23 protein-coding genes, 1 tRNA gene and 1 pseudogene are annotated in these 26,323 nt (G+C 62.5%); 6 read left to right on the top strand and 19 right to left on the bottom strand.

What is annotated here, in order from left to right:
- From BN1120_RS17220 to hinT, 10 genes are all read right to left on the bottom strand, one after another.
- Positions 1 to 1,159 (bottom strand): methyl-accepting chemotaxis protein (locus BN1120_RS17220; RefSeq protein ID WP_042017228.1); only part of this gene is annotated, 1,159 nt, incomplete at its 3' end.
- Between the two features lie 206 nt (positions 1,160 to 1,365).
- Entirely contained in the window at positions 1,366 to 2,280 is a 915-nt protein-coding gene (secF, locus tag BN1120_RS17215) for a protein translocase subunit SecF (RefSeq protein WP_029314368.1), read from the bottom strand.
- A 109-nt stretch (positions 2,281 to 2,389) separates the two neighbouring features.
- Positions 2,390 to 4,192, bottom strand: a complete 1,803-nt coding sequence (gene secD, locus BN1120_RS17210) for a protein translocase subunit SecD (protein ID WP_029314367.1) — start codon at positions 4,190 to 4,192, stop codon at positions 2,390 to 2,392.
- A 148-nt stretch (positions 4,193 to 4,340) separates the two neighbouring features.
- A complete protein-coding gene (locus tag BN1120_RS17205; RefSeq protein WP_042017227.1) occupies positions 4,341 to 4,808 on the bottom strand; it encodes a hypothetical protein in 468 nt (155 codons plus the stop codon).
- A 106-nt stretch (positions 4,809 to 4,914) separates the two neighbouring features.
- Positions 4,915 to 5,775, bottom strand: coding sequence for a DUF6279 family lipoprotein (locus BN1120_RS17200; RefSeq protein WP_042017226.1), 861 nt, complete (start codon positions 5,773 to 5,775; stop codon positions 4,915 to 4,917).
- Positions 5,776 to 5,826: 51 nt separating this feature from the next.
- Entirely contained in the window at positions 5,827 to 6,690 is an 864-nt protein-coding gene (locus tag BN1120_RS17195) for a phosphotransferase (protein WP_042017224.1), read from the bottom strand.
- Positions 6,680 to 7,276, bottom strand: coding sequence for a penicillin-binding protein activator LpoB (lpoB, locus tag BN1120_RS17190; RefSeq protein WP_010674346.1), 597 nt, complete (start codon positions 7,274 to 7,276; stop codon positions 6,680 to 6,682). Before lpoB ends, BN1120_RS17195 begins: the two co-directional genes overlap by 11 nt.
- A complete protein-coding gene (locus tag BN1120_RS17185) occupies positions 7,276 to 7,674 on the bottom strand; it encodes a YcfL family protein (RefSeq protein ID WP_010674345.1) in 399 nt (132 codons plus the stop codon). Before BN1120_RS17185 ends, lpoB begins: the two co-directional genes overlap by 1 nt.
- Positions 7,675 to 7,742: 68 nt before the next feature.
- On the bottom strand, positions 7,743 to 9,164 hold the full coding sequence (locus tag BN1120_RS17180; RefSeq protein WP_042017223.1) for a COG3014 family protein: 1,422 nt from the start codon (positions 9,162 to 9,164) through the stop codon (positions 7,743 to 7,745).
- Positions 9,164 to 9,514, bottom strand: a complete 351-nt coding sequence (hinT, locus tag BN1120_RS17175; protein ID WP_010674343.1) for a purine nucleoside phosphoramidase — start codon at positions 9,512 to 9,514, stop codon at positions 9,164 to 9,166. Before hinT ends, BN1120_RS17180 begins: the two co-directional genes overlap by 1 nt.
- A 256-nt stretch (positions 9,515 to 9,770) precedes the next feature.
- Here hinT and BN1120_RS17170 point away from each other — a divergent pair, with 256 nt between their 5' ends.
- A complete protein-coding gene (locus BN1120_RS17170; RefSeq protein WP_041215416.1) occupies positions 9,771 to 11,783 on the top strand; it encodes a methyl-accepting chemotaxis protein in 2,013 nt (670 codons plus the stop codon).
- 70 nt (positions 11,784 to 11,853) lie between these two features.
- Here BN1120_RS17170 and BN1120_RS17165 read toward each other — a convergent pair whose 3' ends face one another.
- The gene (locus BN1120_RS17165) at positions 11,854 to 12,738 is read right to left on the bottom strand and encodes a 6-carboxytetrahydropterin synthase (protein WP_042017221.1); all 885 of its coding nucleotides are present in this window, start codon (positions 12,736 to 12,738) and stop codon (positions 11,854 to 11,856) included.
- A 79-nt stretch (positions 12,739 to 12,817) separates the two neighbouring features.
- On the opposite strand from BN1120_RS17165, the gene BN1120_RS17160 reads away from it, so the two are divergent.
- The 4 genes from BN1120_RS17160 to BN1120_RS17145 all read left to right on the top strand — a co-directional run bounded on the left by BN1120_RS17160 (position 12,818) and on the right by BN1120_RS17145 (position 16,512).
- Positions 12,818 to 14,161 carry a dihydroorotase gene (locus tag BN1120_RS17160; RefSeq protein ID WP_039038976.1) on the top strand — a complete coding sequence of 448 codons (1,344 nt, stop codon included), beginning with the start codon at positions 12,818 to 12,820 and terminating at the stop codon, positions 14,159 to 14,161.
- Between the two features lie 213 nt (positions 14,162 to 14,374).
- A tRNA-Pro gene (locus tag BN1120_RS17155) sits at positions 14,375 to 14,451 on the top strand.
- A 120-nt stretch (positions 14,452 to 14,571) separates the two neighbouring features.
- The gene (locus BN1120_RS17150) at positions 14,572 to 15,048 is read left to right on the top strand and encodes a CC0125/CC1285 family lipoprotein (protein WP_042017220.1); all 477 of its coding nucleotides are present in this window, start codon (positions 14,572 to 14,574) and stop codon (positions 15,046 to 15,048) included.
- A 204-nt stretch (positions 15,049 to 15,252) separates the two neighbouring features.
- Positions 15,253 to 16,512, top strand: a complete 1,260-nt coding sequence (locus tag BN1120_RS17145; RefSeq protein WP_041215419.1) for a dicarboxylate/amino acid:cation symporter — start codon at positions 15,253 to 15,255, stop codon at positions 16,510 to 16,512.
- A 73-nt stretch (positions 16,513 to 16,585) separates the two neighbouring features.
- Here the strand turns inward: BN1120_RS17145 and BN1120_RS17140 are convergent, their stop codons facing one another.
- A complete protein-coding gene (locus tag BN1120_RS17140; protein ID WP_010674336.1) occupies positions 16,586 to 17,032 on the bottom strand; it encodes a methyltransferase family protein in 447 nt (148 codons plus the stop codon).
- Between the two features lie 179 nt (positions 17,033 to 17,211).
- Here BN1120_RS17140 and alr point away from each other — a divergent pair, with 179 nt between their 5' ends.
- Complete coding sequence (gene alr / locus BN1120_RS17135; protein ID WP_039038980.1) at positions 17,212 to 18,438, top strand: alanine racemase; 1,227 nt, start codon at positions 17,212 to 17,214, stop codon at positions 18,436 to 18,438.
- Positions 18,439 to 18,492: 54 nt separating this feature from the next.
- Here the strand turns inward: alr and BN1120_RS17130 are convergent, their stop codons facing one another.
- The 7 genes and pseudogenes from BN1120_RS17130 to BN1120_RS17100 form a co-directional block, all read right to left on the bottom strand.
- The gene (locus tag BN1120_RS17130; RefSeq protein WP_029314355.1) at positions 18,493 to 19,437 is read right to left on the bottom strand and encodes a TerC family protein; all 945 of its coding nucleotides are present in this window, start codon (positions 19,435 to 19,437) and stop codon (positions 18,493 to 18,495) included.
- Between the two features lie 292 nt (positions 19,438 to 19,729).
- Positions 19,730 to 20,725, bottom strand: coding sequence for a murein tripeptide/oligopeptide ABC transporter ATP binding protein OppF (gene oppF, locus BN1120_RS17125; RefSeq protein WP_041215420.1), 996 nt, complete (start codon positions 20,723 to 20,725; stop codon positions 19,730 to 19,732).
- Positions 20,726 to 21,706: an ABC transporter ATP-binding protein gene (gene oppD, locus BN1120_RS17120; RefSeq protein WP_039038983.1), complete on the bottom strand. Its 981-nt coding sequence runs from the start codon at positions 21,704 to 21,706 to the stop codon at positions 20,726 to 20,728.
- 108 nt (positions 21,707 to 21,814) lie between these two features.
- A complete protein-coding gene (oppC, locus tag BN1120_RS17115; protein WP_010674331.1) occupies positions 21,815 to 22,726 on the bottom strand; it encodes an oligopeptide ABC transporter permease OppC in 912 nt (303 codons plus the stop codon).
- A 14-nt stretch (positions 22,727 to 22,740) separates the two neighbouring features.
- The gene (oppB, locus tag BN1120_RS17110) at positions 22,741 to 23,661 is read right to left on the bottom strand and encodes an oligopeptide ABC transporter permease OppB (protein ID WP_010674330.1); all 921 of its coding nucleotides are present in this window, start codon (positions 23,659 to 23,661) and stop codon (positions 22,741 to 22,743) included.
- A 97-nt stretch (positions 23,662 to 23,758) separates the two neighbouring features.
- Positions 23,759 to 25,378 (bottom strand): ABC transporter substrate-binding protein, encoded by a 1,620-nt coding sequence (locus BN1120_RS17105; RefSeq protein ID WP_042017219.1) that lies wholly within the window; start codon positions 25,376 to 25,378, stop codon positions 23,759 to 23,761.
- A 280-nt stretch (positions 25,379 to 25,658) separates the two neighbouring features.
- Positions 25,659 to 26,293, bottom strand: a pseudogene (locus tag BN1120_RS17100) (YchE family NAAT transporter).
- Positions 26,294 to 26,323: the final 30 nt, after the last annotated feature.

The following is a 26,323-nucleotide window of genomic DNA, read 5'->3' as shown; positions in this document are numbered from 1 at the left end:
GCGCCAGCAGGTTGGTCTGCCCCGCCACATCGTTGATGACGTTCACCACCCCACCGATGCGGGAGATCCCCTCCCCCAACGCCGTCACATCGCGGGAGGCCTGACGAATGGCGTCGGCGATGTCGTTGATGGCGAGCACAGTGCGCTCTATGGTGGCCCCGCCGTCACTGGCGAGCTTGCCGGATTCATTGGTGATGCGGCTGGTCTCCTGGGTGCGCTGGGAGATGTCCGTGATGCTCACGCTCATCTCCTCCACCCCGGCGGCGATAAGGCTGGTGGCGTCATTGGCCTGACTCGCCGACTCCGCCATGTGCTGGGCCGCCTGGGAGAGGGACTCTGCCGTGCTCTTGATCTGCAGGCTGCCCACCGAGAACTCGGTGAAGGTCTGCTGCAAGGTGTCCAGCAGGCGGTTGACCGCCGTCAGCGTCTGGCCGATCTCGTCCTGCTGGCTCACATTGGCCCGCAGGGTGAAGTTCAGGTCGCGCTGGATCTCGGACAGGGTCGCCATGGCCAGACGGAGGGGATTGGCGACCTGCCTGAACAGCCAGAGAAAGAGCACCAGCGTGAGGGCTCCCGTGCCCACCGAGATGAACAACAGAGCCTGCATGCTGCTATCGGCATTCTGCTCGCCTCGCAGCTTGACGGCGTCACCTTGCTGGATGTTGAAGTGGACGTGCTTGTCGATGGCCTGGGAAAGCTGCTCAAACAAGGGGGCAAGCTCCGTGTCGATCGCCTCTCTGGCCTCTACATTCTTGTTCTCGCGGGACAGGCGCAGGACGTCTTCAGAGGCCTTGCCGTACTGGGCAACCAGGCGCCGATCATCGGCGACGAGCTGCCTGTCCTCCTCATTGGAGATCATCCCGTTTTCATACTGGCTCAGCAGGGCGTCCATCTTGGTGTGAAGGGATGCAATGCTCTGCTCTATCTGACTCATCTTGCCGTCGTCGGTGTTGAGCACGTGCGCCTGGATCAATGAATGCAGGGCGTAGAAGTCTGTCTGTATCTCCTTGATCGTGGAAATGCTGGGGACGGTGTTGTCTGTTACATAGCTGAGGTCCGCATTGGCGGAGGAGAGTCTGCTGATGCTGAACCAGCTGAGACACCCCAGGGCCAGCATGACCAGCAGGGCAATGAGTTGAAGCCGACGAGCGATATTCATGAGTGCTTACTCCATCCATAGACTCCCTGCCAGTGTAGCCGATGCGGGCCCCGAAAATAGCGCCTAAAACATGCATTTCATTACACTTTTCAACTTCTGCTCGGCCGCGTCACACCCGCCGCCCCAACCCGGCCTTCGGGACCGCCGCCCCCTCTGGCAGAATGGAAAAAGGAAGGCATTCGCCTTCCTTTATTTGCCCGGGGCGGTCACGCCGCCTCGGCCAGCTCCTCCTCTTTTTTCTGGTAGGCCTGGGGGGAGAGCCCAAGCAGCTCCTGCACCGTGGAGGCCACCGTGATGGAGGAGAGCGTCCCCACCAGGATGCCGGCGAACAGGGTGAAGGAGAAGCCGTAGAGGGCGTCGCCGCCGAACAGGAGCAGGGCCCCCACGGTGAAGAGGGTGGTGCCCGAGGTGATCATGGTGCGGCTGAAGGTGGCCTTGATGGCCACGTCCGAGCACTCGTGGATCCCCATACGGGTACGCGACCCCAGCAAGTCCCGCAGCCGGTCCGAGATGACGATGCTGTCGTTGAGGGAGTAGCCTATCACCGCCATCAGGCCCGCGATGACGTTGAGGTCGAACTCGATGTCAAAGAGCGCGAGCAGCCCGATGGCCACCAGACCGTCGTGCAGCACCGACACCAGGATGCCGATGGCCTGGCGCCACTCGAAGCGCACCGCCAGGTAGGCGGAGATGGCGAGCGAGGCCACCAGCACCGCCAGCATCCCCTGCTGGAACAGCTCCGCGCCCACCTGGGGCCCGACGATGGTGGTGCGCAAGAGCTCCACCGGCAGGGCGAGTTGCTGCCCCAGCATGGTCGCCAGATCCTCCGCCGCCCAGGGCAGCGCGTGGGGGGGCAGCTTGATGAGCCACTCGCCGGGCACACCGGCGCCGTGCAGCTCCACCACCCCCGCCAGGGGCGCCGTCAGCAGAGCGTTGAGCTCATGGGCCTCCTTCAGGGTCTGGATGCGAAACTCCAGCAGGATCCCGCCGGTGAAATCGAGCCCGAGGGCGAGCCCTTTTGTCGCAAGGACGGCCACGCAGGCCAGGGTCAGCAGCACGGAGGCCCACAGCCCGATATAGCGCCAGCGGGTCAGCCCCATGGCCAGGATCATTCTCAGCATTGTTCTTCCCTCGACGTCAGGTGGTTCAGGCTTCCCGGCAGGAAGCGGTCGGTGCGCAGGTCATGCAGACTCACGGGCGCGGCGTCATGGTGATGAAGTCGGTTCATGGTCATACCCTCAGCAGCTTGGCGCGGCTGTTGCCCCACAGGGGGTTGATGATGGCGCGGGTGCCCCAGATGCCGGTCACCATGCTGGAGATGAGCCCCAGGATCAGGGTGATGGAGAAGCCCTGCAGCGGCCCGGAACCGATGGCATAGAGCACCACGGCGCAGATGAGGGTGGTGATGTTGGCATCGAAGATGGTGCGAAACGCCGAGCGATAACCAAAGTCGATGGCGTTGGCCAACGAACCCCCTTCCCGCAGCCGGTCCTTGATCCGCTCAAAAATCAGCACATGGGTATCCACCGCCATGCCGACGGTAAGCACCAGACCGGCGATCCCCGGCAGGGTCAGCACGGCGCCAGGCAATACCGCCAGCATGCCCACCTGCATCAGCAGGTTGGCCACCAGCGCCGTGATGGCGACCCAGCCGAACTTGCGATACCAGGCCATCATGAACAGCATCATGCCCGCCATGCCGAACGCCAGGGCGGTGAAGCCCGCCTCGATGTTCTGCAGACCCAGGGTCGGGCCTATGCTGCGCTCCTCCAGGATCTTCAGCGGCGCGGTGAGGGCCCCGGCCCGCAGCAGCATGGCAAGCTCCTGAGCCTCGGGCAGGCTGCCGATCCCGGTGATGCGGAACTGGTTGCCAAGGGCGGTCTGGATGGTGGCGACGTTGATCACCTCGCTTCGGGCGCGCAGCTTGCCTTCGGCGTTGGTCTTGTACTCGGTGAAGACGGTGGCCATGGGCTTGCCCACGTGCTGGCGGCTGAACTGGTTCATCTTGCTCCCCCCCAGGGTGTCGAGCACGATGTTGACCTGGGGCTGCCCCATCTCCCCCATGTTGGCGCGGGCATCGACGATGTGCTCGCCGCTCAGCACCGGCTGGCGGGCCAGCCCCACTGCCTGGCCGCTGCGATCCGCCATGAAGAAGCGGCTGTCGGCCTTGGCTTCATAGAAGGCCAGGGACGCGGTGGCGCCGATCACCTCTTTCGCCTGCTTGGGGTTGTGCACCCCCGGCAGCTCGATGCGGATGCCGTCCTGCCCCTGACGCACCACCGAGGCCTCGACGATGCCGAGCTCGTTGATCCGCTTTTTCAGGATCGACAGGTTCTGGGTCACGGCGTTGTTCACCAGCAAGGTGCGCTCGGCGTCGCTCAGCACCAGGGTCAGTGCATTGCCGGAGCGGCTCAGTGTCCACTGATCCTGGCGGGTACCGGCGCTCTCCTTGATGATGGAGAGCCAGGCCTCCTGCCCCGCCACGTCGGGCAGGGTGACGGCCACGCTCCCCTGGGCGGTGCGCATCACGCTGGCGCCGCGCAGGTTGGCCTCGCGAAAACGGGTGCGCAGGGTATCCACCAGGTTCTTGGTCTGGTTGTCGATGACAAAATCCACGTCCACCCCGATCAGCAGCTGGGAGCCACCGCGCAGGTCCAGCCCGAGCTTGATGGGATCGGCGCCGAGCCGGCTGATCCAGGCCGGGGCGTTGGAGTAGAACTCCAGGGTCAGGGCGGCGCTGTCCAGTCCCTGCTGCTCCAGCAACTGCTTGGCCAGTTGCTGCTCCCCCTGGCTGGCGAACACCAGCGCCATCCGGCCACCCTGGGCGATCTGCTTGAGGGGGTCGATGTGGTTCTCGGCCAGCAGGGTGCGCTGCGCGTCGCTCAGGCGCGACTGGCCGTGCAGCCCGAGGGAGGGCTGCTCACCGAAGAAGGTGGGCAGGGAATAGAACGCGAACGTGACCAGCATCAGCAGCAACAGGGCGTACTGCCACAGGCTCATGCGGTTCAACACGGTATGACTCTTTTTTCTCATGAAATCGGCCTCTGTCAGGCGATGGCAAGGGGCGACACCGGGGTCGCACCGTGCAAAAAAATGAAACAAGACAGCCTAGCCGTTCACTAAAAGTGAACAGCAACAGAGAGAAGATGAGGCAACAGGTGGCAAGCTGACCCCATCGGGATCAGGCGAGGAAGCTCTGGGCGAAGCGGTACTGCAGATGCCGGCGCTGCAGGCGGCGCCTGTGAATGCCGGCGAAGTGATCGCGAAAGCTCGTCCCCGGGTAGAAGAGGGCGGCATAGAACAGCAGGCCGCACAGCAGCAGCAGGATCGCCTGCTGGGACCAGCTCATCACCAGCTCGTAGACCACGCTGCCGGGCTGATGATCGCGGCTCAGGGAGTGCTCGAGGCGCAGCAGGTGATTCTGGTGGGAGCCGACGAACTTGACGATGCCATCGTCACTGCCGCTGACGCCGTGGGCCGCCGGGCTTGCGTCGGCAGGTGCCGCCCCCTCCGCCAGCGAGTGGGCATGCTGGGCCGAGGGCTGGAACGCGGGTACCTTGACCCCCTCCACCGAGAGGGTAGAGAACAACAGTGCGAGGGTGATGAGCAGGGTCATCGCCGCCAGTTTCACGTTGTCGGTCAGGTTCAAAAGTTAATTCCCACACAATAGAAAGGGCAAGCTACCACAGCCTGCCCCACAAGAACAAGGGCGGCAGGCCCCGGGCCCGCCGCCCTTGTGTTGTCTCACCGCGTCCTTAGCGGCTGCGGGTCATGCCCTCGAAGTCCTCGGCATAGTCCTTGAGCAGGGTGTAGAGGTGGGCCCGCTGGGAGAGATCCATGGAGTGGCTGAGATCGCTCAGCCACTGGATGGTGCGCTGGCGGGACTGGTCCGTGTAGCCGGTGAAGCGGCCATCCATCAGGCCGTCCCCCTGCTGGAGCAAGCGGGTCAGCTCCTGGCCGAAATCCGGGCTCTGGCGCTGTTTCATCAGCCGATCCAGCTCCTTGGTCCAGGCCTCCTGAAAGTCGAGCCAGGGGGCCATCATCTCGTATTGCCACTCGGCCCACTGCGTGATGAGGGGCTCCTGGGCCGGTTTCACCTTGCCAATCCAGAACACCAGGCGCTCATTCATCTTCTCCCGAAAGCCCTTGATCATCTCGGCCTTCGACTGGGTGGCAAAATCGTGCTGGCGCTCCTGCTGGCGCTTCACCCTATCGGCCATGAAGCGAGCCACCTGATCGTCGGTCAGGGTCTTGGCTAGGCGCACCGTGCGGGGAATGGCATTCTCCAGAGTACGGGTCAGGCTCGCCTGGGTTCTGTCCAGATGCAGGGTCACCTGGGCCGGGCTCATGGGGCTGGCCACCGCCTTGGCCAGGGCGTCGAGATCCCGGGCATAGATGGGCAGCTCATGCTGCCGGTGCCAGGCCATCAGCCCCTTCACCTCCTGGTCAAGCAGCTTCTTCTGGCTGCGGTCCAGGGAGAAGTAGTCGTCCAGTTGCCAGACGATGGCCGAGTCGAGCCAGTAGTAGATCACCCGGGTGGCGCAACCCGTCAGCAGCAGGCAGAGCAGCAGCAGGCTCCAGCTACGCGGTTGACGCCATGAGAATGTGGTCACCATGCATGCCTCCCATTCATTGAATACACGCGTCGCGCGGGCCGTTGCCTGGCATCACTCCAGGCGCTGGCGGTTGATGTCGATCAGGGCCTGATACTCGGGCCCGGGTTGCTGTTCGGCCATCAGCAGCGCCCACAGCAGGCCGATGTAATCGACCCAGGGCAGGAAGGCATCGGCCTGGAATCCCCGGGGCCCCAGCCCCGTCGGTGCCCCGTCCATGGCTTCAAGATAGCAGCTCTCCAACTGGCACCGCTGCTCTTCGCTCCAGCCGTGGGTGCGCTGGATGCTGGCGACCTCGAACCCAGGATGACCGGCGGCGCCGTACTCCCAGTCGATGACCCAGGGTCGCGACCCCAACAAGTTAGCCGGATTGAGATCGTGATGGCAAGGGAGCCAGCAGTCGTCCGGCTCCCGGCTCGCGAGCAGGGCCCGCTCCAGGGCGGGCAGCCAGGGAGGGATATGGGCCAGACGCTGCCGATAACCGCCGCTGTGGGCCCGCACCGCCATCACCACGGTCGGCACCGGCAGGCGGTGCAGCCGTACCAGCACCTCCGCCATCAGGCGGGGTTGCGCGGCGAGAGGCGGCGCCTGCTCGGCCCAGTTGGGTTCGTCGCACCACGCCAGCAGCATCAGGCCGGTGGCGGGATCGCCGTGATGACAGGGCAACGCCAGCCCCTGCCCCACCGCCCCCCGGTAGAGCTGCCACTCGGTGGCCCGGTCGATGCCAAGGCGCACCGGATCAGGATGACCGCGGCGCAGGAAGGCCTGCTCGCCAGTGGGGAGACAGAGCCGGTAGTTGCCGTTGGTCAGGCCCTGGCCCAGCGGCTCAAGGCGCCCCTGATCCCAGGGCGCCGGCAGGCTGGCGAGGAGCGCCAGCTCCGCCAGATCCCCCTGCCCCCGCGGGTCCTCACCAGCCAAAGGTGGACTTCTTGGCCTGTTTGCGGATCTCTTTCTGATCGGCCCACAGCAGTTCGCCGTTCTCCACATCCATCAGGTTCATGGTCATCTGGTAGTAGACGTCCTTCACCTTGCCGTTGTCCTTGACGATGCTGGCGAGGTTGCCATAGACCATGTAGCGGGCACCGGTCTGCTTGCCGAGCCGCACCATGGTGGCTGGGTCCACCATGCCGCTGCCCTGCTGGTATTCGAGCTGCTGCTTGACCGCCGCCACCTTGCTCATGTCCACGAAGCGGAACTTGCCCGAGCGCAGTAGCTTGGTGCGGATAGTGTCGGTGATGGCCTCGGTGTCGATGTGCTCCGAGGTCTTGTTGCGGATGGAGTCCATGAACATCACCGGGCGGCCCCCGGCGGTGATCTCGCTGGTGGCCGGGGACGCCAGCATGGAATCCGCCATCTTGTCGGCGATGGCCTGCAAGTCGGAGGAGCCGTAATCGACGGTCACCGTCTCGGTCTCGGTGGGATCGCCATAGCTGACGGTGGTGCTGGAGCAGCCGCCCAGCAGCAGGGCGCCAGTCAGGATCAGCAGGGCATGATTCATTTTCATCAGTAGGATTCCTCCATCACTTCGCGAACGTAAATCCGGTAACCCCGTGCAGCCGGGCTCGGCGCCAGGGCGGACAGGGTGCGGGTCTGGTAGCCATGCAGCTTGAGGGGGGTCCAGCCGCGGCCATCGCTGGCCACCTCCTGCCCCGCGTCGTCATACCAGTAGAAGAGATATTGCAGCGTGTTGTCACCACGCTGGGTACTGGCCGCCGCCACGTTGACCTGCAACAGGCCGTTCTGCTGGCGCCGGCTGAGTTCGGTCAGGGTGACGTTGACGTTTTGATGCTGCTCGGCCACCGCCGCCGCACCGGCCGCGCCATAGAGCGCCACGCCGGAAGTATTGGTGGCACAGCCCGTCAGCAGCAGAACCAGGCCCAGGGCCAACCCTTGTGCTTTCATCTTGTTCTCCTTGCCGGTGGCCGTCGGCCTGACCGGTCATTCATCTGAGTTGCCATATCCGGTTCCCCCTAGAGGGGCATCACCCGGGTCGTGAGCCCGCTCCCCAGGCGCTGTACCCACACCAGGGTGGTGCGCCCGGCGTGGACGCTGAGTGGCAGGGTACGCATGGCGCTGCCCGCCCCCAGGGTCAGGGTGACGTTCCCGGCCGGGACCATCCCCTGCCAGCTCGAGGCCTTGGCGGGCAGCGTCAGCCAGCTGCGGGTATCCGCCCGCTCCGAGAGGGTGTTGAAGATCCCCACCAGGATGTTGCCCACATCCCCCCCCTCCTTGGCGGCGGTGCGCCGCACCTGCTCCTTGGCCACCAGCCGCAGGGCCTGCCGGGTCAGCATGCCGGGCAGCCGCTCCTGCAGATCCTTGGCCGCCAGCGCCTCCAGCCTCACCAGCTCGCTGGTCTGCGCCACCCCCTTGCCCACCGACAGGGTGAGCGGGGCGCCATCGCTGGCCCGATTGTCGTAATAGGGCACCGCCACGGTAAAGGTACGAAAATCGCCGCTGGAGGTGGAGATGGGCAGCGGCAGGAAGAGCTCCCGGCGCGCCGGGATGAGGCCATCTTCAAACAGCACCACAAGCTGTCCTTCATCCTTGACCGGCTGCGGCGCCTTGCGGCCCATCCGTTGCTCGGTCTCCTTGAGCTCCTCGGGAGAGCCGCGAAGCCGGGCCAGGCGCAGCAAGGCATCCTGCAGACTCTGGTTGTCCGGCGCTATCTGGTAGCCGCGCTGGTAATCGACCCAGGCATCGTTGAGATCCCCGGCCGCCTCGTAGAGCACGCCGGAGAAATAGAAGGTGTAGGCGTTCTGGAAACCGTTTTTCACCTGGCCTATCAGGCGATCGAGCTCGGGGGCGCCGCGCGACATCAGCTGGCGCATCTCCCCGGCTTCGTCCTCCTGCGCCCCCTCCTGCGCGGCCTTGCGCACCTCGTCGGCCCGCCGTTTAAGGGCCTGCTCCTGCACCTGGTTGGCACGGCGCACCTCTACCAGGGCGCCGTCGGCATCCCCGCGCTGCAAGTAGTTGAGCGCCAGATAGTGGTGCAGCATGGTGCGCTCGTAATCGGGCGCCTGGTAAGCCAGGGTCTGATCGTTGGTGAGCAGGCTGCCCGCCTGGGCCAGTCCCTGGCTCAGGCGGTACTCGGCCTGACTGTCTTCCCACACAAGCCGGCTGTCGGCGGCGGCAAAGGCCTGCTTGCTGGGGCCGTCCTGACCCGCCAGCCAGGCGATGCGCCCCTTCTCCAGCTGGTCGAGCACGAAGGTGTCGTCCCCCGGGGTCGATTCGCGCACCTCGGGCAGGGCCTCGGCGGCATGGCCCAGCAGCAGCTGGTTGCGCAGGGGCACCATCTGATCCGAGTAGGAGACGAACATGTCTTTCCACTGGGAGGCACAGCCCCCCAGCAGCAGACCGGCCAACAGCAGGCCGGTCGACGGGACGAGGCGCATCACAGGCTCAGCAGGGGTCCCAGGGGCTCGCCACCGACCAGGTGCAGGTGGATGTGATAGACCTCCTGCCCGCCGTGGCGGTTGCAGTTCATGATGAGGCGGTAGCCGTCCTCGGCGATGCCCGCGTCGCTGGCGAGCTTGCGGGCCACGGTGAACATCCGGCCCAGCGCCAGCTCGTGATCCGGCTCCACGTCGTTGACGGTGGGGATGAGCACGTTGGGAATGATCAGGATATGGGTCTTGGCCTTGGGCTGGATGTCGCGAAACGCGGTCACCAGATCGTCTTGATAAAGGATGTCGGCGGGGATCTCCTTGCGGATGATTTTGCTGAAAATGGTTTCTTGCGCCATGGGTAACTCCTTTATAGGAAAAAGAAAATTCAATACAAAGCTCAAGCGGCTCCCAAACAGGCCGCCGCAACGCGCCAAGTGTGACACAAGCCGACATTTGGCACAGCCGTTGTCCCAATCGCTTCAGTTATTGTGAAGAATACCGATAGCGAGGAGACGTCCCGCGAACCACAACGGCATCCCCTTCGGGGCATGCAGGGTATCAAAGGGACGGGGTACTCAGGCAAGGGACTTTTGCACAGACAGCGGGACAATAATGAAACAAACAATGTCAGACCTCTCGATCCTACAGAGAGTCTATCTGGGCTTTGCCATCCTGGTCGCCGTCATGGTCGCCAGTGCGGTACTGACCTTTCGCGGCCAGAGCGAACTCAGCGGCGCCCTGGATCAGGTGACCCAGGAGTCCATGCCGCTGGTACTCGCCAGCAGCCAGACCCAGATAAGCCTGCTCAGCGCCAACAAATGGCTCACCGACGTGCTAACCGAGCAGGATCTCAAGCAACTGCCGGCGGAAGTGGCCGAGTTGCAACAGGCCAAGGGCCAGGTCGACAAGATGGTCGCCAGCCTCAAACAGCAGGTGGCGGTTCATCCCCAGTTGCAGGCGGACATGACTGCCCTCGTCAAGCTGGTGGATGACTACCTGCAACTGACCCAGACCCTGCCCGGCGAACACGAGGCCCTGCTCACCCGGCTGCACAAGGTCAATCAGGCCAAGGGCCAGTTCCAGGTCAGCCTGCCCCAGTTCAAGAAGAACCTGGGGGACATGATGGTCACCATCGACGACAGCTTCATCAAGATGCTCTCCGAGACCCTGACCACCAAGCTCTCCGCCATCGAGCTCTCCACCATGGATGCCCTCAACCAGAGCATCCCCGCCCCCATCGAGGCGGCGCTCAAGCGCAACAAGATGCAGATCGAGGGCTTCAACAGCACCATCAAGGATCTCCAGGGGGAGCTCAAGGACTTCGACAACAACATGGGCCACTACGTCCATGGCTTCGTGCGCGACACCACGGGCAATGACGGCGTGCTCTCCCAATACCTGGCCCTGATGAAGCAGCAGCAGGCCATGCGCGAGCAGAGCAAGCAGGCGAGCCAACTCATCCTCAGCATCCAGAACAAGCTGGAGGGGATCACCGCCCAGAGCCAGCAGCTGATGAACGCCAGCATCCAGGCCTCCGATCGGGTGCAGACCCAGAGTACCCTGACCCAGGGGATCAGCATCGCCATCGCCATTTTCGTCGCCATCCTGGTGGCCTTCACCCTAGGCAAAGCCATCCGCCGCCCCCTGAAAGAGCTGCTGCGGGTGCTGACCGAGGTGACCCAGGGTGACATGACCCAGCGGGTCGGCTTCAAGAGCCAGAACGAATTCGGCCAGCTCGCCAGCCAGATCAACCTGCTGATCCACCAGATGGGGGATGTGCTAAAGCAGCTCTCCCAGGCGTCGACCCAGCTCAACAGCGCCGCCCACGACAACCGCCACACCACCGAATCGGTGCGGGCGGATCTGGAGAAACAGCGTCAGGAGACCGCCTCGGTCGCCGCCGCCATGACCCAGATGGAGGCCTCGGTGCGGGAGGTGGCCCAGGCCGCCAACCAGACCCTGGAGCGGGTGCAGGATGTGGAGAAAGCCTCCGAGATGGGGCGCAAGGTGATGGCAGGCAACATCACCACCACCCATCAGCTCGCGGGCAAGCTGCAGCAGACCGGCAAGGTGATTGGCGACGTGAGCGCCATGAGCGGCCAGATTGGCAACATCCTCGACGTCATCCGCGGCATCGCCGAGCAGACCAACCTGCTGGCCCTCAACGCCGCCATCGAGGCGGCCCGTGCCGGCGAGCAGGGACGCGGGTTTGCGGTGGTGGCCGACGAGGTGCGCAACCTGGCTGGCCGCACCGCCCAGTCCACCAGCGAAATCCAGACCATGATCGAGAACCTGCAGCAAGGCGTCGCCCGGGCGGTCAACGTGATGCAGGAGTGCTCCCGCGAGATGGACAGTTGCGTGGATCAGAGCTCCCAGGCCAACAACGCCATGGAAGAGGTGCAGGGCATCGTGGTGCTCATCAGCGACATGTCGAGCCAGATAGCCTCCGCCGCCGAGCAGCAGCAGGCCACCAGCGCCGACATCGCCACCAACCTCAACCGCATCTCCGACATCTCGGATCTCAACTATCAGGGCATAGAGCGGGTCGCCGAGACCAGCCAGCAGCTCGACTCCCTTGCCGAGCAGCAGGAGGGGCTGGTCCAGCGCTTCCGCCTCAGTGCCTGATGGCCACGACCCGATACGACAAGGCCCCGCATTGGCGGGGCCTTGTTTTTTACTGGCATGTGGCGCGGGATCAGGCGTAGGCGATGGCGCCCTTGCCGACCCCTTCATAGGCGACAATCTTGACGAACTTGTCCCCTACCTGCTTCTTCACTTCGCGGGCGATGTAGTGGGCCAGCAGCTCGATGGTGGTGTCGGTATCGATCATCTCCACCTCCGCCGCCGGCATGGCGAGCTGGAACAGCCCCTGGGGCGCCACGTACTTGAAGCCGATGTAGTGAGCGTTCCCTTCTTTCAGTGACGCCTCGGCCCGCTCGCTCAGGACGAGTTCGCCAAGGGCCACCCTGTCCTCTTCGGTGCCCAGGTAGATGTCGGCCCAGCGCTCGGCCCAGTTGAACTCCAGCTCCTCGTCACGCTCCCCGTTCACCAGGATCTCGACGGGAGAGCGGTGGCCGTGGGCGATGCGCTGGCAGTTGCCGTCGTGCTTCTTGAGGCCGTGGCTGTAGTGGTAGAAGGCGCCCTCGATGCGCTCCTGGCGCAACGTCAGGGAGAGATCCTTGATGTTGCCGGGCAGGCGCTTGGCCAGTACCCCCAGCAGATAGCGGGTCACCGACTCTTTATCCACCTGGGGGGCCGGAATGAAGGCAAAGCCCTGGGCCGGGCAACGCAGGTGAATGGCGCGACCCGGACGCAGCAGATCCACGGTGCTCTCGTCGTTCTCCAGCGCGTGGACATGGACCAGGGGACATTCCGTCGGCACCAGCAGCTTGTGATCCACCTCTTCATCGATGATCGACTTGATGAGCTTCTTCACCCGACCGAAGTCCAGCAGCATGCTCATCTCGTTGAGCTCGCCACTCATCTCGATGTCCACCAGCCAGCTCTCGCCCACCATGCCGCGGCGCTCGCATAAATAGCTGGAATCGATCACAGTCAAATCTCTAACAAATAACTTCATTACTCAGGCCTTGCTACAGAGAAAGTGCAGTTTGCGATATTATGACCCCGGATTATCGGCAAAGGAACTGGAACCCCCCATGAACAAATTGCTTATCAAGAATGCCACCCTGGTCAACGAAGGCCGCATCTATGCCTCCGACGTCCTGATCGAGGGTGAGCGGATCGCCCGCGTCGCCCCGGACATCAGTGCCCCCGATGCCGTGGTGATCGATGCAACGGGCCGTCATCTCATCCCCGGGATGATCGATGATCAGGTCCACTTCCGGGAACCCGGCCTGACCCACAAGGGAACCATCGCCAGTGAATCCCGGGCCGCCGTGGCCGGTGGCACCACCAGCTTCATGGAAATGCCCAACGTCAATCCCCAGACCACCACCATCGACGCCCTCGAAGCCAAATACCAGATCGCCGCCAACTCCGCCGCCGCCAACTACAGCTTCTACCTGGGTGCCACCAACGACAACCTGGAAGAGATCAAGAAACTCGATCCCAAGCAGTCCTGCGGCATCAAGATCTTCATGGGGGCCTCCACCGGCAACATGCTGGTGGACAACCAGGAGACCCTGGCAGCCATCTTCCGCGAGAGCCCGGTGATGATCGTCACCCACTGCGAGGACACCCCGTCCATCAAGGTGCTGGAAGACGAAGCTCGCGCCAAGTGGGGCGAAGACGTGCCCATGCGCGAGCACGGCCGCATCCGCAGCGCGGACGCCTGCTACAAATCCTCCAGCATGGCGGTCTCCCTGGCCAAGCAGTACGGCGCCAAGCTGCACGTGCTGCACCTGACCACGGCGAAAGAGCTCTCACTCTTTACCGCCACCCCGGATCTGAAGGATCTCAAGGACAAGAACATCACCGCCGAAGTGTGCGTCCACCACCTCTTCTTCAACGAGGCGGACTACGACACCCTGGGCAGCCAGATCAAGTGCAACCCGGCGGTGAAGAGCGCTGCCGACCAGCACGCCCTGCTGGATGCGGTGCGCAACGACGTGCTCGACATCATCGCCACCGACCACGCCCCCCACACCTGGGAAGAGAAGCAGAACAGCTACTTCAAGGCGCCGTCCGGCGTGCCCCTGGTGCAGCACTCCCTGCAGGCGCTGCTGGAGCTCTACCACAACGGGGTCTTCAGCCTGGAAACCATCGTCAAGAAGACCTCCCACGCGGTGGCCGAGCGCTTCCAGGTGCAGGATCGCGGCTACATCCGGGAAGGCTACTTCGCCGACCTGGTGCTGCTGGATCTCGGCAAGCCCTATGTGGTCACCGACAGCAACCTGCTCTACCTGTGCGGCTGGTCCCCGTTCAACGGCTACCGCTTCCAGAGCACCATCGAGATGACCCTGGTGAACGGCCAGATTGCCTGGCAGAACGGCCAAGTCACCGACAAGGTATTGGGCAAGCGCTTGACCTTCAACCGCTGATCTCGGCTTGAGAACATCACGCCAAACGGCCACCTCCGGGTGGCCGTTTTTCCTGCAAGACAGCGGTGAGGTGCCGACAAAATGCACCACTGGTCGCACTTTGATCCGAAGTTGCTCGCAAAGCAGGCAAACGATCTCGAACCTGAATTTCCCCTGTTGACAGGGTCGGGGCATCTCCATAAACTCCCTCCCCGTCAGCCGAGCTGACTCCGTCGGTGTGTAGCGCAGCCAGGTAGCGCATCTGCATGGGGTGTAGAGGGTCGGAGGTTCGAATCCTCTCACACCGACCAAATTCCCCGAGAAAGGCCTTGTCAGACGACAAGGCCTTTTCTTTTATGGTCTTCCGCCGCGATTGTCTCTCCAACCCCTTTGTGCTGTAGTAAACCCCCCTTTGCCAAGCGGCCCGCATCATGTTGCCTTCCCTTCGTACTTTCTGCACCATTGCCCTCAGCGTCCTGCTGGTCGGCCAGCTCGCGGGCTGCGCCACCGCCTATGACAGTGAAAAATCGTTCTGGAATGGCCAGACCGGTTTTTCACAGACCCAGCTTGGCCCGGCCCGCTGGCAACTGGAGTTTGTGGGCAACGATCTGGTGGACAGGGAAACGGCGCGCAAATACGTGCTCAAGCGGGCCGGTGAGGTGGCACTGGCAAAGGGATACCCCTGGATTCAGGTCGAGACGCTGACCCTGTCGCGGGATGCCGTCAGGGTCACCCCGACCCGCCCCCAATTCGGGTTCGACGAGTACGAGCCAGACACCTTCATGGACGACATGCAGGTGGAACATCGCACCTCGGCCCTGCTCGTCTTCACCCTGGAGGCCAGCCCCCGGGACGCACAGAGCATGGAAGCCGTTTATCTCGCAAAAATTAAAATAAACAGCGATTAATACAAATAAATCACAAGATGCATATCAAATGCAGCTAACAACAGCGCAAAACTCCGAAACAAGTCACTGGATTTCCCCTTCGCGATTAGGCATGCTCCAGCACACCGGCTGTCTGGATTCCACCGCCCGGATCACAAAAAAAGGACTGAGGCGGCCCCTCGCCGCCTGCACAGGCATTGCACCTATCGAAACCGGAACTCCCCCATGAAAATGAACAAGTTGACCGTTGCCATCCTCATTGCGATGTTGCTTGGCATCGTGACCGGGCAGGGTTATCGCCTGCTCGCGCCCGCACAGGCCGCAGGCTTTGCCGATGACATCACCCTGCTGACCGACATCTTCCTGCGCCTCATCAAGATGATCATCGCCCCCCTGGTGTTCACCACGCTCGTGGTCGGTATCGCCAAGATGGGCGACACCCGCACCGTGGGCCGCATCGGCGTCAAGACTCTGGGCTGGTTCATGCTCGCCTCCCTGATGTCCCTGACCCTGGGGCTGGTCATGGTCCACCTGATGCAACCCGGGGTGGGGCTCTCCCTCTCCCTGCCCGATGACGGCGCCAGCTCCGGCGTGGTTGCCACTGCCATCTCCCTCAAGGATTTCGTGACCCACGCCATCCCGAAAAGCGTGGTCGAGGCGATGGCTACCAACGAGATCCTGCAGATCGTGGTCTTCTCCCTCTTCTTCGGGCTGGCCGCCGCCGCCCTGGGGGACGACGCCAAGCCCGTGGTCAAGCTGATGGCCAGCGGCGCCGAGATCATGCTCAAGGTGACCGGCTACGTGATGAACTTCGCCCCGTTCGCGGTGTTTGGCGCCATCGCCGCCATGGTCGCCAAGGAGGGGCTCGGCATCCTCGCCACCTATGGCACCTTCATGGCCCAGTTCTATCTGGCGCTCGGCTGCCTCTGGCTGCTGCTCATCGCCATGGGCAGCCTCTTCATCCGCCGCCGCATCCTGACCCTGCTCGCCCTCATCCGCGAGCCCATCCTGCTGGCCTTCTCCACCGCCAGCTCCGAGGCTGCCTATCCCAAAACCCTGGACAGGCTGGAGAAATTTGGCTGTGACAAGCGCATCGCCAGCTTCGTGCTCCCCATGGGCTACTCCTTCAACCTGGACGGCTCCATGATGTACTGCACCTTCGCGGTGATGTTCATCGCCCAGGCCTATGGCATCGAGCTCTCCACGGCCCAGCAGATCACCATGCTGCTGCTGCTGATGGTCACCTCCAAGGGAATGGCCGGGGTGCCCCGCGCCTCCCTGGTGGTGATTGCCGCCACCCTCAACCAGTTCCACATCCCGGAAGCGGGCATCCTGCTGCTGCTCGGCATCGACCACTTCCTCGACATGGGGCGCTCCGCCACCAACGTGCTGGGCAACGCCATCGCCGCGAGCGTGGTGGCCAAGAGCGAAGACAGCCTGGGTGAGACCGCCCCCCTCGGCGAGGTGGACACCGCCAAGGCGTGATCCCCCCTGACCCCCATGACAACGGCCCGCCTCTGCGGGCCGTTGTCATATGCCTGATGGGGCACACCGCGCCTCAGCACCAGCGCCTGACCTGCCGGCAATAGTCGTCATAGGCATCGCCGAATTGTCGCCGCAGCGCCTGCTCCTCCGCCAGGATCTGGAAGCGGGTAAGCCAGCCCCAGAGCAGCAGCGGCCCGAGCCACACTGCCATGCCTCCCAGATAGCACGCCAGCGCCAGGGTCCAGCAGAGCAGCCCCAGGTACATGGGATTGCGGCTGATGCGATAGACGCCCCGGGTCACCAGCACCCGGCTGCTCTCCAGCCGCTGGGGGTGCACAGTGGTGCGCTGCTGCCAGAAATGCAGAAGCGCACCGCCCCCCAGCAGGGCTCCCGCCAGCCACAGCGTGGCGACCAGCACCAGCCACAGGGGCGCCGCCCTCCCCTCGCCCCGCCCCAGCCACATGGCGAGCACGATGACGACGAACAGCAGCAGCGGTGGAATCCGCAACGTCAGCTTCATATTTTCTTCCTGCAACACGTGCCACGATTGACGCCGTTGAGATACACTCCCAGAGTCGGCATCTGGATAAAAAGTGAAATATATCATTAGCATAGCAACATGCTATGACCAGCCATGCCGCAGCTCGCCTCAGCGATGAGCCCAGCCTCAACTCAAGACAATAAGAAAGGACTTGCCCCATGCACAAGAAAACACTGCTCGCGACCCTGATCTTTGGCCTGCTGGCCGGCCAGGCAGTCGCCGCCCCCTATCTGCCGCTCGCCGACGACCACCGCAACGGTCAGGAACAGACCGCCGCCAACGCCTGGCTGGAAGTGGATCTCGGCGCCTTCGAGCACAACATCCAGACCCTGAAGAATCGCCTCGGTGACAAGGGCCCGCAGATCTGCGCCATCATGAAGGCGGACGCCTACGGTCACGGCATCGACCTGCTGGTCCCTTCCGTGGTCAAGGCAGGCATCCCCTGCATCGGCATCGCCAGCAACGAAGAAGCACGTGTTGCCCGCGAGAAGGGCTTCGAAGGTCGCCTGATGCGGGTACGTGCCGCCACCCCGGATGAAGTGGAGCAGGCCCTGCCCTACAAGCTGGAGGAGCTCATCGGCAGCCTGGAGAGCGCCAAGGGGATCGCCGACATCGCCCAGCGCCATCACACCAACATCCCGGTGCACATCGGCCTGAACTCCGCCGGCATGAGCCGCAACGGCATCGATCTGCGCCAGGACGATGCCAAGGCCGATGCCCTGGCCATGCTCAAGCTCAAGGGGATCACCCCGGTCGGCATCATGACCCACTTCCCGGTGGAGGAGAAAGAGGACGTCAAGCTGGGGCTGGCCCAGTTCAAGCTGGACTACCAGTGGCTCATCGACGCCGGCAAGCTGGATCGCAGCAAGCTCACCATCCACGCCGCCAACTCCTTCGCCACCCTGGAAGTACCGGAAGCCTACTTTGACATGGTGCGCCCGGGCGGCATCATCTATGGCGACACCATTCCCTCCTACACCGAGTACAAGAAGGTGATGGCGTTCAAGACCCAGGTCGCCTCCGTCAACCACTACCCGGCGGGCAACACCGTCGGCTATGACCGCACCTTCACCCTCAAGCGCGACTCCCTGCTGGCCAACCTGCCGATGGGCTACTCCGACGGCTACCGCCGCGCCATGAGCAACAAGGCCTATGTGCTGATCCATGGCCAGAAGGCCCCCGTCGTGGGCAAGACTTCCATGAACACCACCATGGTGGACGTCACCGACATCAAGGGGATCAAACCCGGTGACGAGGTGGTCCTGTTCGGACGCCAGGGTGATGCCGAGGTGAAACAATCTGATCTGGAGGAGTACAACGGTGCCCTCTTGGCGGACATGTACACCGTCTGGGGCTATACCAACCCCAAGAAGATCAAGCGCTAAGCAAATTGCTGACATGAAAAAGGGCTCCCGAGGGAGCCCTTTTTACTGCGCCGTTCACGCCGCCTTTTTGCGGGTCATCAGCAGACTCAGCCCCATGGAGGCCAGCAGGATCAGCGCCACCACGCCAAGGGCGATGCCGGTCGGTATCTTGAAGATATCGAGCAGCAACATCTTGACCCCGATGAACATCAGGATCAGCGCCAGGCCGTATTTGAGCAGGGCGAAGCGATCGGCCACCCCGGCCAGCAGGAAGTACATGGCGCGCAGCCCCATGATGGCGAAGATGTTGGAGGTGAGCACGATGAAGGGATCCGTGGTCACCGCGAAGATGGCCGGGATACTGTCCACCGCGAAGATGAGGTCGCTCACCTCCACCAGCACCAGGATGAGCAGCAGCGGGGTCGCGTAGCGCACACCGTCACGCCAGACGAAGAACTTCTCCCCCTCCAGCGTCTCGGTCACCTTGAAGCGACGACGCATCCAGCCGAGCAGGGCATTGTTCTCGAGATCCGGCTCCTTGTCGGCCGCCCACAGCATCTTGGCACCGGTCAGCAGCAGGAAGGCCCCGAACAGGTAGAGGATCCAGTGGAACTGCTCGATGAGCCAGCTGCCCGCGAACACCATGCCGGCGCGCATCACGATGGCCCCCAGCACCCCGTAGAGCAGGACCCGGCGCTGCAGCTCCGCCGGGATGGCGAAGTAGCCGAACAGCATCAGCCAGACGAAGACGTTGTCCACCGCCAGTGCCTTTTCGATGAGGTAGCCGGTGAGAAACTCCAGCCCCTTCTGGTTCGCGATCTCGCGCCCGGCACTGTGATCCAGCCAGAGCCAGATGGCCAGGTTGAACAGGAGCGCCACGCTGACCCAGATGAGAGACCAGATGCCCGCCTCTTTCAGCGACACCTTGTGCGCCTTGCCGCCACCGACAAAGCGGATATCAATCCACAACAGGACCAGCACTATGCTGAAGAAACCGGTCCACATCCACCATTCACCCATTTTCACTTCTCCCAAAACGACAAAACCCACGGCCGGGAGGCAGTGGGTTCGCGTTTGGAGCAGATACACCTTGCCTCTCGGCAAGGTCTCACTTACAGCCGATTGACATCGACTGCCCGGCTGCCGGGTGCACTGCAGGATATGGGTGCACCGTAATGACGACAAACCGGCGAGAAGTTACTCCCCTTGTGCGGCGGATAGTAGCAGCGACAACCGCTGGCGCCAAGAGAGGATTTGATGGGCAGGCAAAAAAGAGGGGCGCCACCCGGGCGCCCCTGTCACGATCCCATCCTCAGAGCGGATCCACCTTGAGACAGGAAACCGCGTGGTCGAAGTTGCCCTCGAGCTGGGGCCGGGTCTTGGCGCACTCCGGGCCTGCCACCGGGCAGCGGGTGCGGAATACGCAACCGGAGGGCGGGTTCATGGGGGACGGCAGATCCCCTTCCAGGATCTGGATGGTCTTGCTGCGCTCCACGTCCGGATCCGGGATGGGCACTGCCGACATCAGCGCCTTGGTATAGGGGTGCAAGGGGTTCGCGAAGATCTCCTTGCCGGTGCCGAGTTCCACCGCGTTGCCCAGGTACATCACCAGCACCCGATCCGAGATGTGCTTCACCACGGAGAGGTCGTGGGCGATGAAGATGAGGGAGAGCCCCATCTCCTTTTGCAGGGATTTCAGCAGGTTCACCACCTGGGCCTGGATGGAGACATCCAGCGCCGAGACCGGCTCGTCACAGATGATCATCTTGGGCTCGAGGATGAGCGCCCGGGCGATGCCGATGCGCTGGCACTGGCCGCCTGAGAACTCATGGGGGTAACGGTTCACCAGGTTGGGCAGCAGGCCCACCTTGGTCATCATGGCACGCACCTTCTCCTTCACCTCTTCCCTTGGCAGGGTCGGGTAGAAGGTGATGAGGGGCTCGGCGATGATGTCCCCTATGGTCATGCGGGGGTTCAGGGAGGCCAGCGGGTCCTGGAAGATCATCTGGATCTCCTTGCGCTTCTCCCGCAGGGCGTTCTGCTCGAGCTTGGTCAAGTCCTGCCCAAGCCACACCACCTTGCCGTCGGTGGCCGGTACCAGACCGATGAGGGCACGGGCGAAGGTGGATTTGCCGCAACCGGACTCCCCCACTACGCCCAGGGTCTCCCCTTCGTAGAGGCGCAGGGTCACCCCGTCCACCGCCTTCAGGGCGGAGGGCTTGGCCCAGGGCCAGGCCTTGTCACTCTTGATATGGAAGTGAACCTTGAGGTCGGACACTTCCAGCAGCAGTTTCTTGTCAGTACCCATTTAGTTCACTCCCTTGATCATGGCATCCGATACCCAGTGGCACGCCCGCTCCCGGCCGTCGTTGAACGGCGTCAGGATCGGCGATTGCTGGCCACAAATCTCGCTCACCCGGTGGCAACGCTCCTGGAAGGGGCAGCCGGTGGGCAAACGCAGCAGGTTGGGCGGATTGCCCGGAATGGTGGGCAGCTCTTCCCCTTCGGTGTCGAGGCGGGGAATGGCGCGCAGCAAGCCTTCGGTATAGGGGTGGCTCGGGCGATAGAAGATATCGTTGACCCGGCCGTACTCCATGGTCCGGCCTGCGTACATCACCAGCACCTTGTCGCAGATGCCGGCCACGACGCCAAGATCGTGGGTGATCATGATGATGGCGGTGTTGAACTCGCGCTTGAGCTCGTTCATCAGGGTCATGATCTGGGCCTGTACCGTCACGTCCAGCGCCGTGGTCGGCTCGTCGGCGATGAGCAGCTGCGGCCGGCACAGGAGCGCCATGGCGATCATCACCCGCTGGCGCATGCCGCCGGAGAACTCGTGGGGGTACATGTTCATCCGCTTGCGCGACTCGGGGATCTTCACCGCATCCAGCATGCGCACCGACTCCTCGAAGGCGGCAGCCTTGGTCATCCCCTTGTGCAGCATCAGCACTTCCATCAGCTGATCCTTGACCTTCATGTAGGGGTTGAGCGACGTCATGGGGTCCTGGAAGATCATGGCGATCTTCTCGGAGCGGATCTTGTTGAGCTTGTGCTCCGGCAGGTTCAGGATCTCGTCCCCCTGAAATTTGGCCGAGCCGGTGATGACACCGTTCTTCGCGAGCAGCCCCATGATGGCAAAGGCAGTCTGGGACTTGCCTGAGCCTGACTCCCCGACGATCCCCAGGGTTTCGCCAGCAGAAAGAGAAAAGTTGAGGTCGTTGACGGCCACCACATTGCCGTCCGGGGTCTTGAACTCGACCCGCAGATCTTTCACATCCAGTAATTTCATCTCAGTACTCCTTATCGCGCTGTCGTGATGGGGGCCTGCCCGTGGTGAACGCGGTGCGTTCCCTGAACGGGTCTGATGGCCCCTTGGCGTCTTGCCGGTCCCTGGGTATCAGCGATCCTTGGGATCCAGAGCATCACGCAGACCATCCCCGAGGAAGTTGAAGCAGAACAGGGTCACCACCATGAAACCGGCGGGGAACAGGAGTTGCCAGATGGCCACTTCCATCGACTTGGAGCCTTCATCCAGCAGGGCGCCCCAGCTGGTCATGGGCTCTTGCACGCCCAGACCCAGGAAGCTCAGGAAGGATTCGAACATGATCATCCCCGGCACCAGCAGGGTGGCGTAAACCGCCACTATCCCGAGCACGTTGGGCACGATATGACGGGTGATGATCTTCCACTTGGAGACGCCGCAGACGTGGGCCGCCTCGATGAACTCCTTGCTCTTGAGACTCAGGGTCTGGCCGCGCACGATCCGCGCCATGTCGAGCCAGCTCACCGCCCCGATGGCGAGGAAGATGAGGGCCAGGTTGCGACCGAAGAAGGTCACCAGCATGATCACGAAGAACATGAAGGGGAAGGCGTTGAGGATCTCAAGCACGCGCATCATCAGGCTGTCGACGCGACCACCGATGAAGCCGGACGCGGCGCCGTAGAGGGTGCCGATGATGACGGCCACCAGGGCCCCCATGATGCCGACCATCAGGGAGATGCGTCCGCCGAGCAGGGTACGCACGAACAGGTCGCGCCCCAGGCTGTCGGTGCCGAACCAGTGGCCGGTCTCCATGTCCGGGGCACTCTGCATGGCCCCCCAGTCCGGGTCATCGAACGTGTACTGGGACAGGTGGGGCCCCACGATCACCGCCAGACCGATGATGGTCAGGATGATGAGGCTGGTCAGGGCCGCCTTGTTGCGCAGGAAACGGCGACGGGCATCCTTCCACAGGGAGCGTCCTTCCACCACTTCCACTTTCTGGGCGAACGCCTCGACGGCTTCGCGCTTTTCAGTTGTGACTACCATGATGAACTCCCGGCTTAGTAACGGATCTTGGGATCGATGACGGCATAGAGAATATCGACCACGGCGTTAAAGGTGATGGTGAGGGCGCCGACCAGAATGGTCAGACCGAGCACCATGGAGTAATCACGGTTGAGGGCACCGTTGACGAACAGCTGGCCGATCCCCGGCAGGCCGAAGATGGTCTCGATGACCACGGAGCCGGTGATGATGCCCACGAAGGCCGGTCCCAGATAGGAGACCACCGGCAGCATGGCCGGGCGCAGCGCGTGCTTGAGGATGATGTGACGCAGGGGCAGCCCCTTGGCGCGGGCGGTACGGATGAAGTTGGAGTTCATGGTCTCGATCATGCTGCCGCGCATGATGCGGGAGATGGCCGAGATGTAGTACATCATCATGCCGAACACCGGCAGTACCATGAACTGGGCGCCGCCCCCCTGCCAGCCCCCCGCCGGGAACCAGCCCAGATAGATACTGAAGAAGAGCACCAGCAGCGGTGCCAGCACGAAGCCGGGTATCACCACCCCGGCCATGGCCGACGACATCAACAGGTAGTCGATGAGGGTGTTCTGTTTCAAGGCCGCAATGGTGCCGAAGGTGACCCCCAGGGTCACCGCCAGCAGGAAGGCGACCGAGCCTATCTTGGCGGAGACAGGCAGGGCCTGGCTCACCAGATCATTGACGGTGAAGTCCTTGTATTTGAAGGAGGGCCCCAGATCCCCCTGGACCAGGTTGCCGAGGTAAGTGAGGTATTGCATGCCGATGGGCTTGTCCAGGCCATATTTGGCTTCGATGTTGGCCAGGACTTCCGGCGGCAGGGCGCGTTCGCTGGTGAAGGGGTTACCCGGGGCGAAGCGCATCATGAAGAAGGAGACGGTGATCAAGACCAGCAGAGTCGGGATCGCTTCCAGTAGACGTTTAAGGATGAATTTCAACATAGACATTTCCTGTCCTGTACTGCTTCCAAAGGGTCGCGGTTGTAATAAAGGCCCGCCGTCTGGCGGGCCCTGCTTGTTATGCGACTTGTTTCTTTACTCAGTGAGCAACGATGTACATGTCTTTGCTGTAGATGTTGTCCAGCGGGTTGGCCGGGTAGCCGCCCACGTAGGGCTTGACCATGCGGGAGGTCACGTACTGATAGATGGGGGCGATCGGCATGTCCTTGGCCAGGATCTCTTCGGCCTGGACATAGAGCTTGTTGCGCGCCTCGGCATCCACCTGGTTGCGGGACTCGCTCATCAGCTTGTCGAACGTCGGGTTGGAGTATTTGCCGTCGTTGTTGCCGTGAGTGGTCTGCATCAGATCCAGCATGGAGGAGGCTTCGTTGTAGTCCGCAATCCAGCCGGCACGACCCACGTCGAAGTTACCCTGCTTCTTGGTCTCCAGGTAGGTCTTCCACTCCTGGTTCACCAGGCTCACCTGCACGCCGAGCTTCTTCCACATGGAGGCGACGGCCACGGCCACCTTCTTGTGGTTGTCGTCGGTGTTGTAGAGCAGCTCGAACTTGAGCGGCTTGCCCGGGCCGTAACCGGCTTCGGTCAGCAGCTCTTTCGCCTTGGCATCGCGCTCTGCCTGGGTCAGCTTGGACCAGGCCGGCGCCACCGGCTTGAAGCCATCTACAAAGTCAGGCACGAGCGTATAGCCCGGGGTTTCGCCCTTGCCCATCACCTTGTCGGCGATCACGTTGCGATCGATGGCATAGGAGAGGGCGGTACGCACCCGCACGTCGTCAAACGGCTTGTGCTTGAAGTTGTACTGGTAGTAGTAGGTGCCCACATAGCCGCTGACCTTTACTTCGTCCGGCAGCTCTTTCTTCATCTGCTTGAAGCGTTCGATGGGCATGTTGTAGGTCAGATCCACTTCGCCAGCCAGATAGCGGTTCAGCTCGGCGTTGGTGGACTGGATGGGCAGGTAGGTCACCTTGTTGATGACGGTCTTGCCATTGTTCCAGTAGTTCGGGTTGCGCTCGACGTCGACGCGCTCGTTGACCACCCAGTCCTTCAGCACGTAGGCGCCGTTGGATACCATGTTGCCGGGCTGGGTCCACTTATCACCGAACTTCTCGATCACCTTCTTCGGGACCGGATAGGTGGTGGTGTGGGAGAGCATGCTGACGAAGTAAGGCACCGCCTTCTCCAGCTGCACCTCGAAGGTGTGATCGTCCACCGCCTTCACGCCCAGGGTGTCGGACGGCTTCTTGCCCGCGATGATGTCAGTGGCGTTGACGATGGTCGGGATCTCCATGTACCAGGAGTAAGGAGAGGCCGTCTTGGGATCCACCGCGCGCTGGAAGGCAAAGACGAAGTCATGCGCGGTGACGGGATCCCCGTTGGACCACTTGGCATCCTTGCGCAGGTGGAACACGTAATGTTTGTTGTCCTTGGTTTCCCAGGACTCGGCGACGCCGGGCAGGGTCTCACCCTTGGGGCCAGAGGTGACCAGCCCCTCGAACAGGTCGCGCAGGATATTGGATTCTACCGTTCCCTCGGTCTTGTGCGGATCCAGGGTGGCGGGTTCGGAACCATTGCCCTTCACCAGGGTTTGCTCGGGAGCAAGCTTGGTACCGGCGGGGACATCGGCGGCGTGAGCCAGGGTGGCGCCACCGAAAAGTGCAGTCAATAAAAGGGTATTAATAATTGTTTTTCTATGAGTCATTTCCATACTCCAACAAGAACATTCCATGCATTTGTTATCCACGAGACAAACACCTCGCTGCCCGCATAATTCCCTGACAATTCTGATAATGCAATAGATATCATCAGGAACAGGCCGCTTTCATGGTCAAAAAAACAACTTAAAACCATTTATTCAGCATTTAAATATCCCGAGGCGGTCGTTTTTCGTACAAGGCCGCTCGATTATAGGAAATGACCAACAAAAAAGAAACAATAAAAAGCCGGTCACAAGGACCGGCTCCGACAAAAACGGACCTGGCTCACACCAGACCGGGGAAGACTCCCTTGATGCCCGCCACGATGATCTCGATGCCAAGGGACATCATGATGAGACCCATGATACGGGTCACCACGTTGATGCCGGTGTTGCCCATCAGCTTGAACAGCAGGGGAGCAGCCCGGAAGATGAGCCAGGAGCAGCAGGCAAACGCCACCACCACCACGAACATGCCGGCCATCTGGGCAGGGTCTTCTGGCTGGCATAGACGATGGAAGAGGAGATAGCACCGGGTCCGGCCATCAGCGGCAGTGCCAGGGGCACCACGGCAATGGATTCACGCGCAGCCAGTTCACCCTTCTCCTGCTTGTTGTGCTTCACCTCCCCCAGCTTGCCCTGCAGCATCGACCAGGCGATCAGGGTGATGAGCGAGCCACCGGCAATACGAAACGACGCCAGGGAGATGCCGAAACTGTCGAGGATGAGCTGTCCCATGCACATGGAGACCATCAGGATGATCATCACGGCAATGTGGGCGGTGGTGTTGGTCTTGCGTCGCTCCTCCGGCGACATGTGGCCCGTCAGGCTCACAAAGACCGGCAACAGACCCAACGGGTTGATGATCGCAAACAGGCCGACGAAAAATTTCAGGTATAAAGAGAAGTCTATTGCTGCCATAGGCGCCATCCAGAACCAATACGAGCCACA

Source organism: Aeromonas caviae, from assembly GCF_000819785.1.
In the GTDB taxonomy this organism is placed as follows: Bacteria; Pseudomonadota; Gammaproteobacteria; order Enterobacterales; family Aeromonadaceae; genus Aeromonas; species Aeromonas caviae.
Note: the sequence above shows the minus strand (reverse complement) of the source record. Positions and strands in the feature narration are given on the sequence as shown.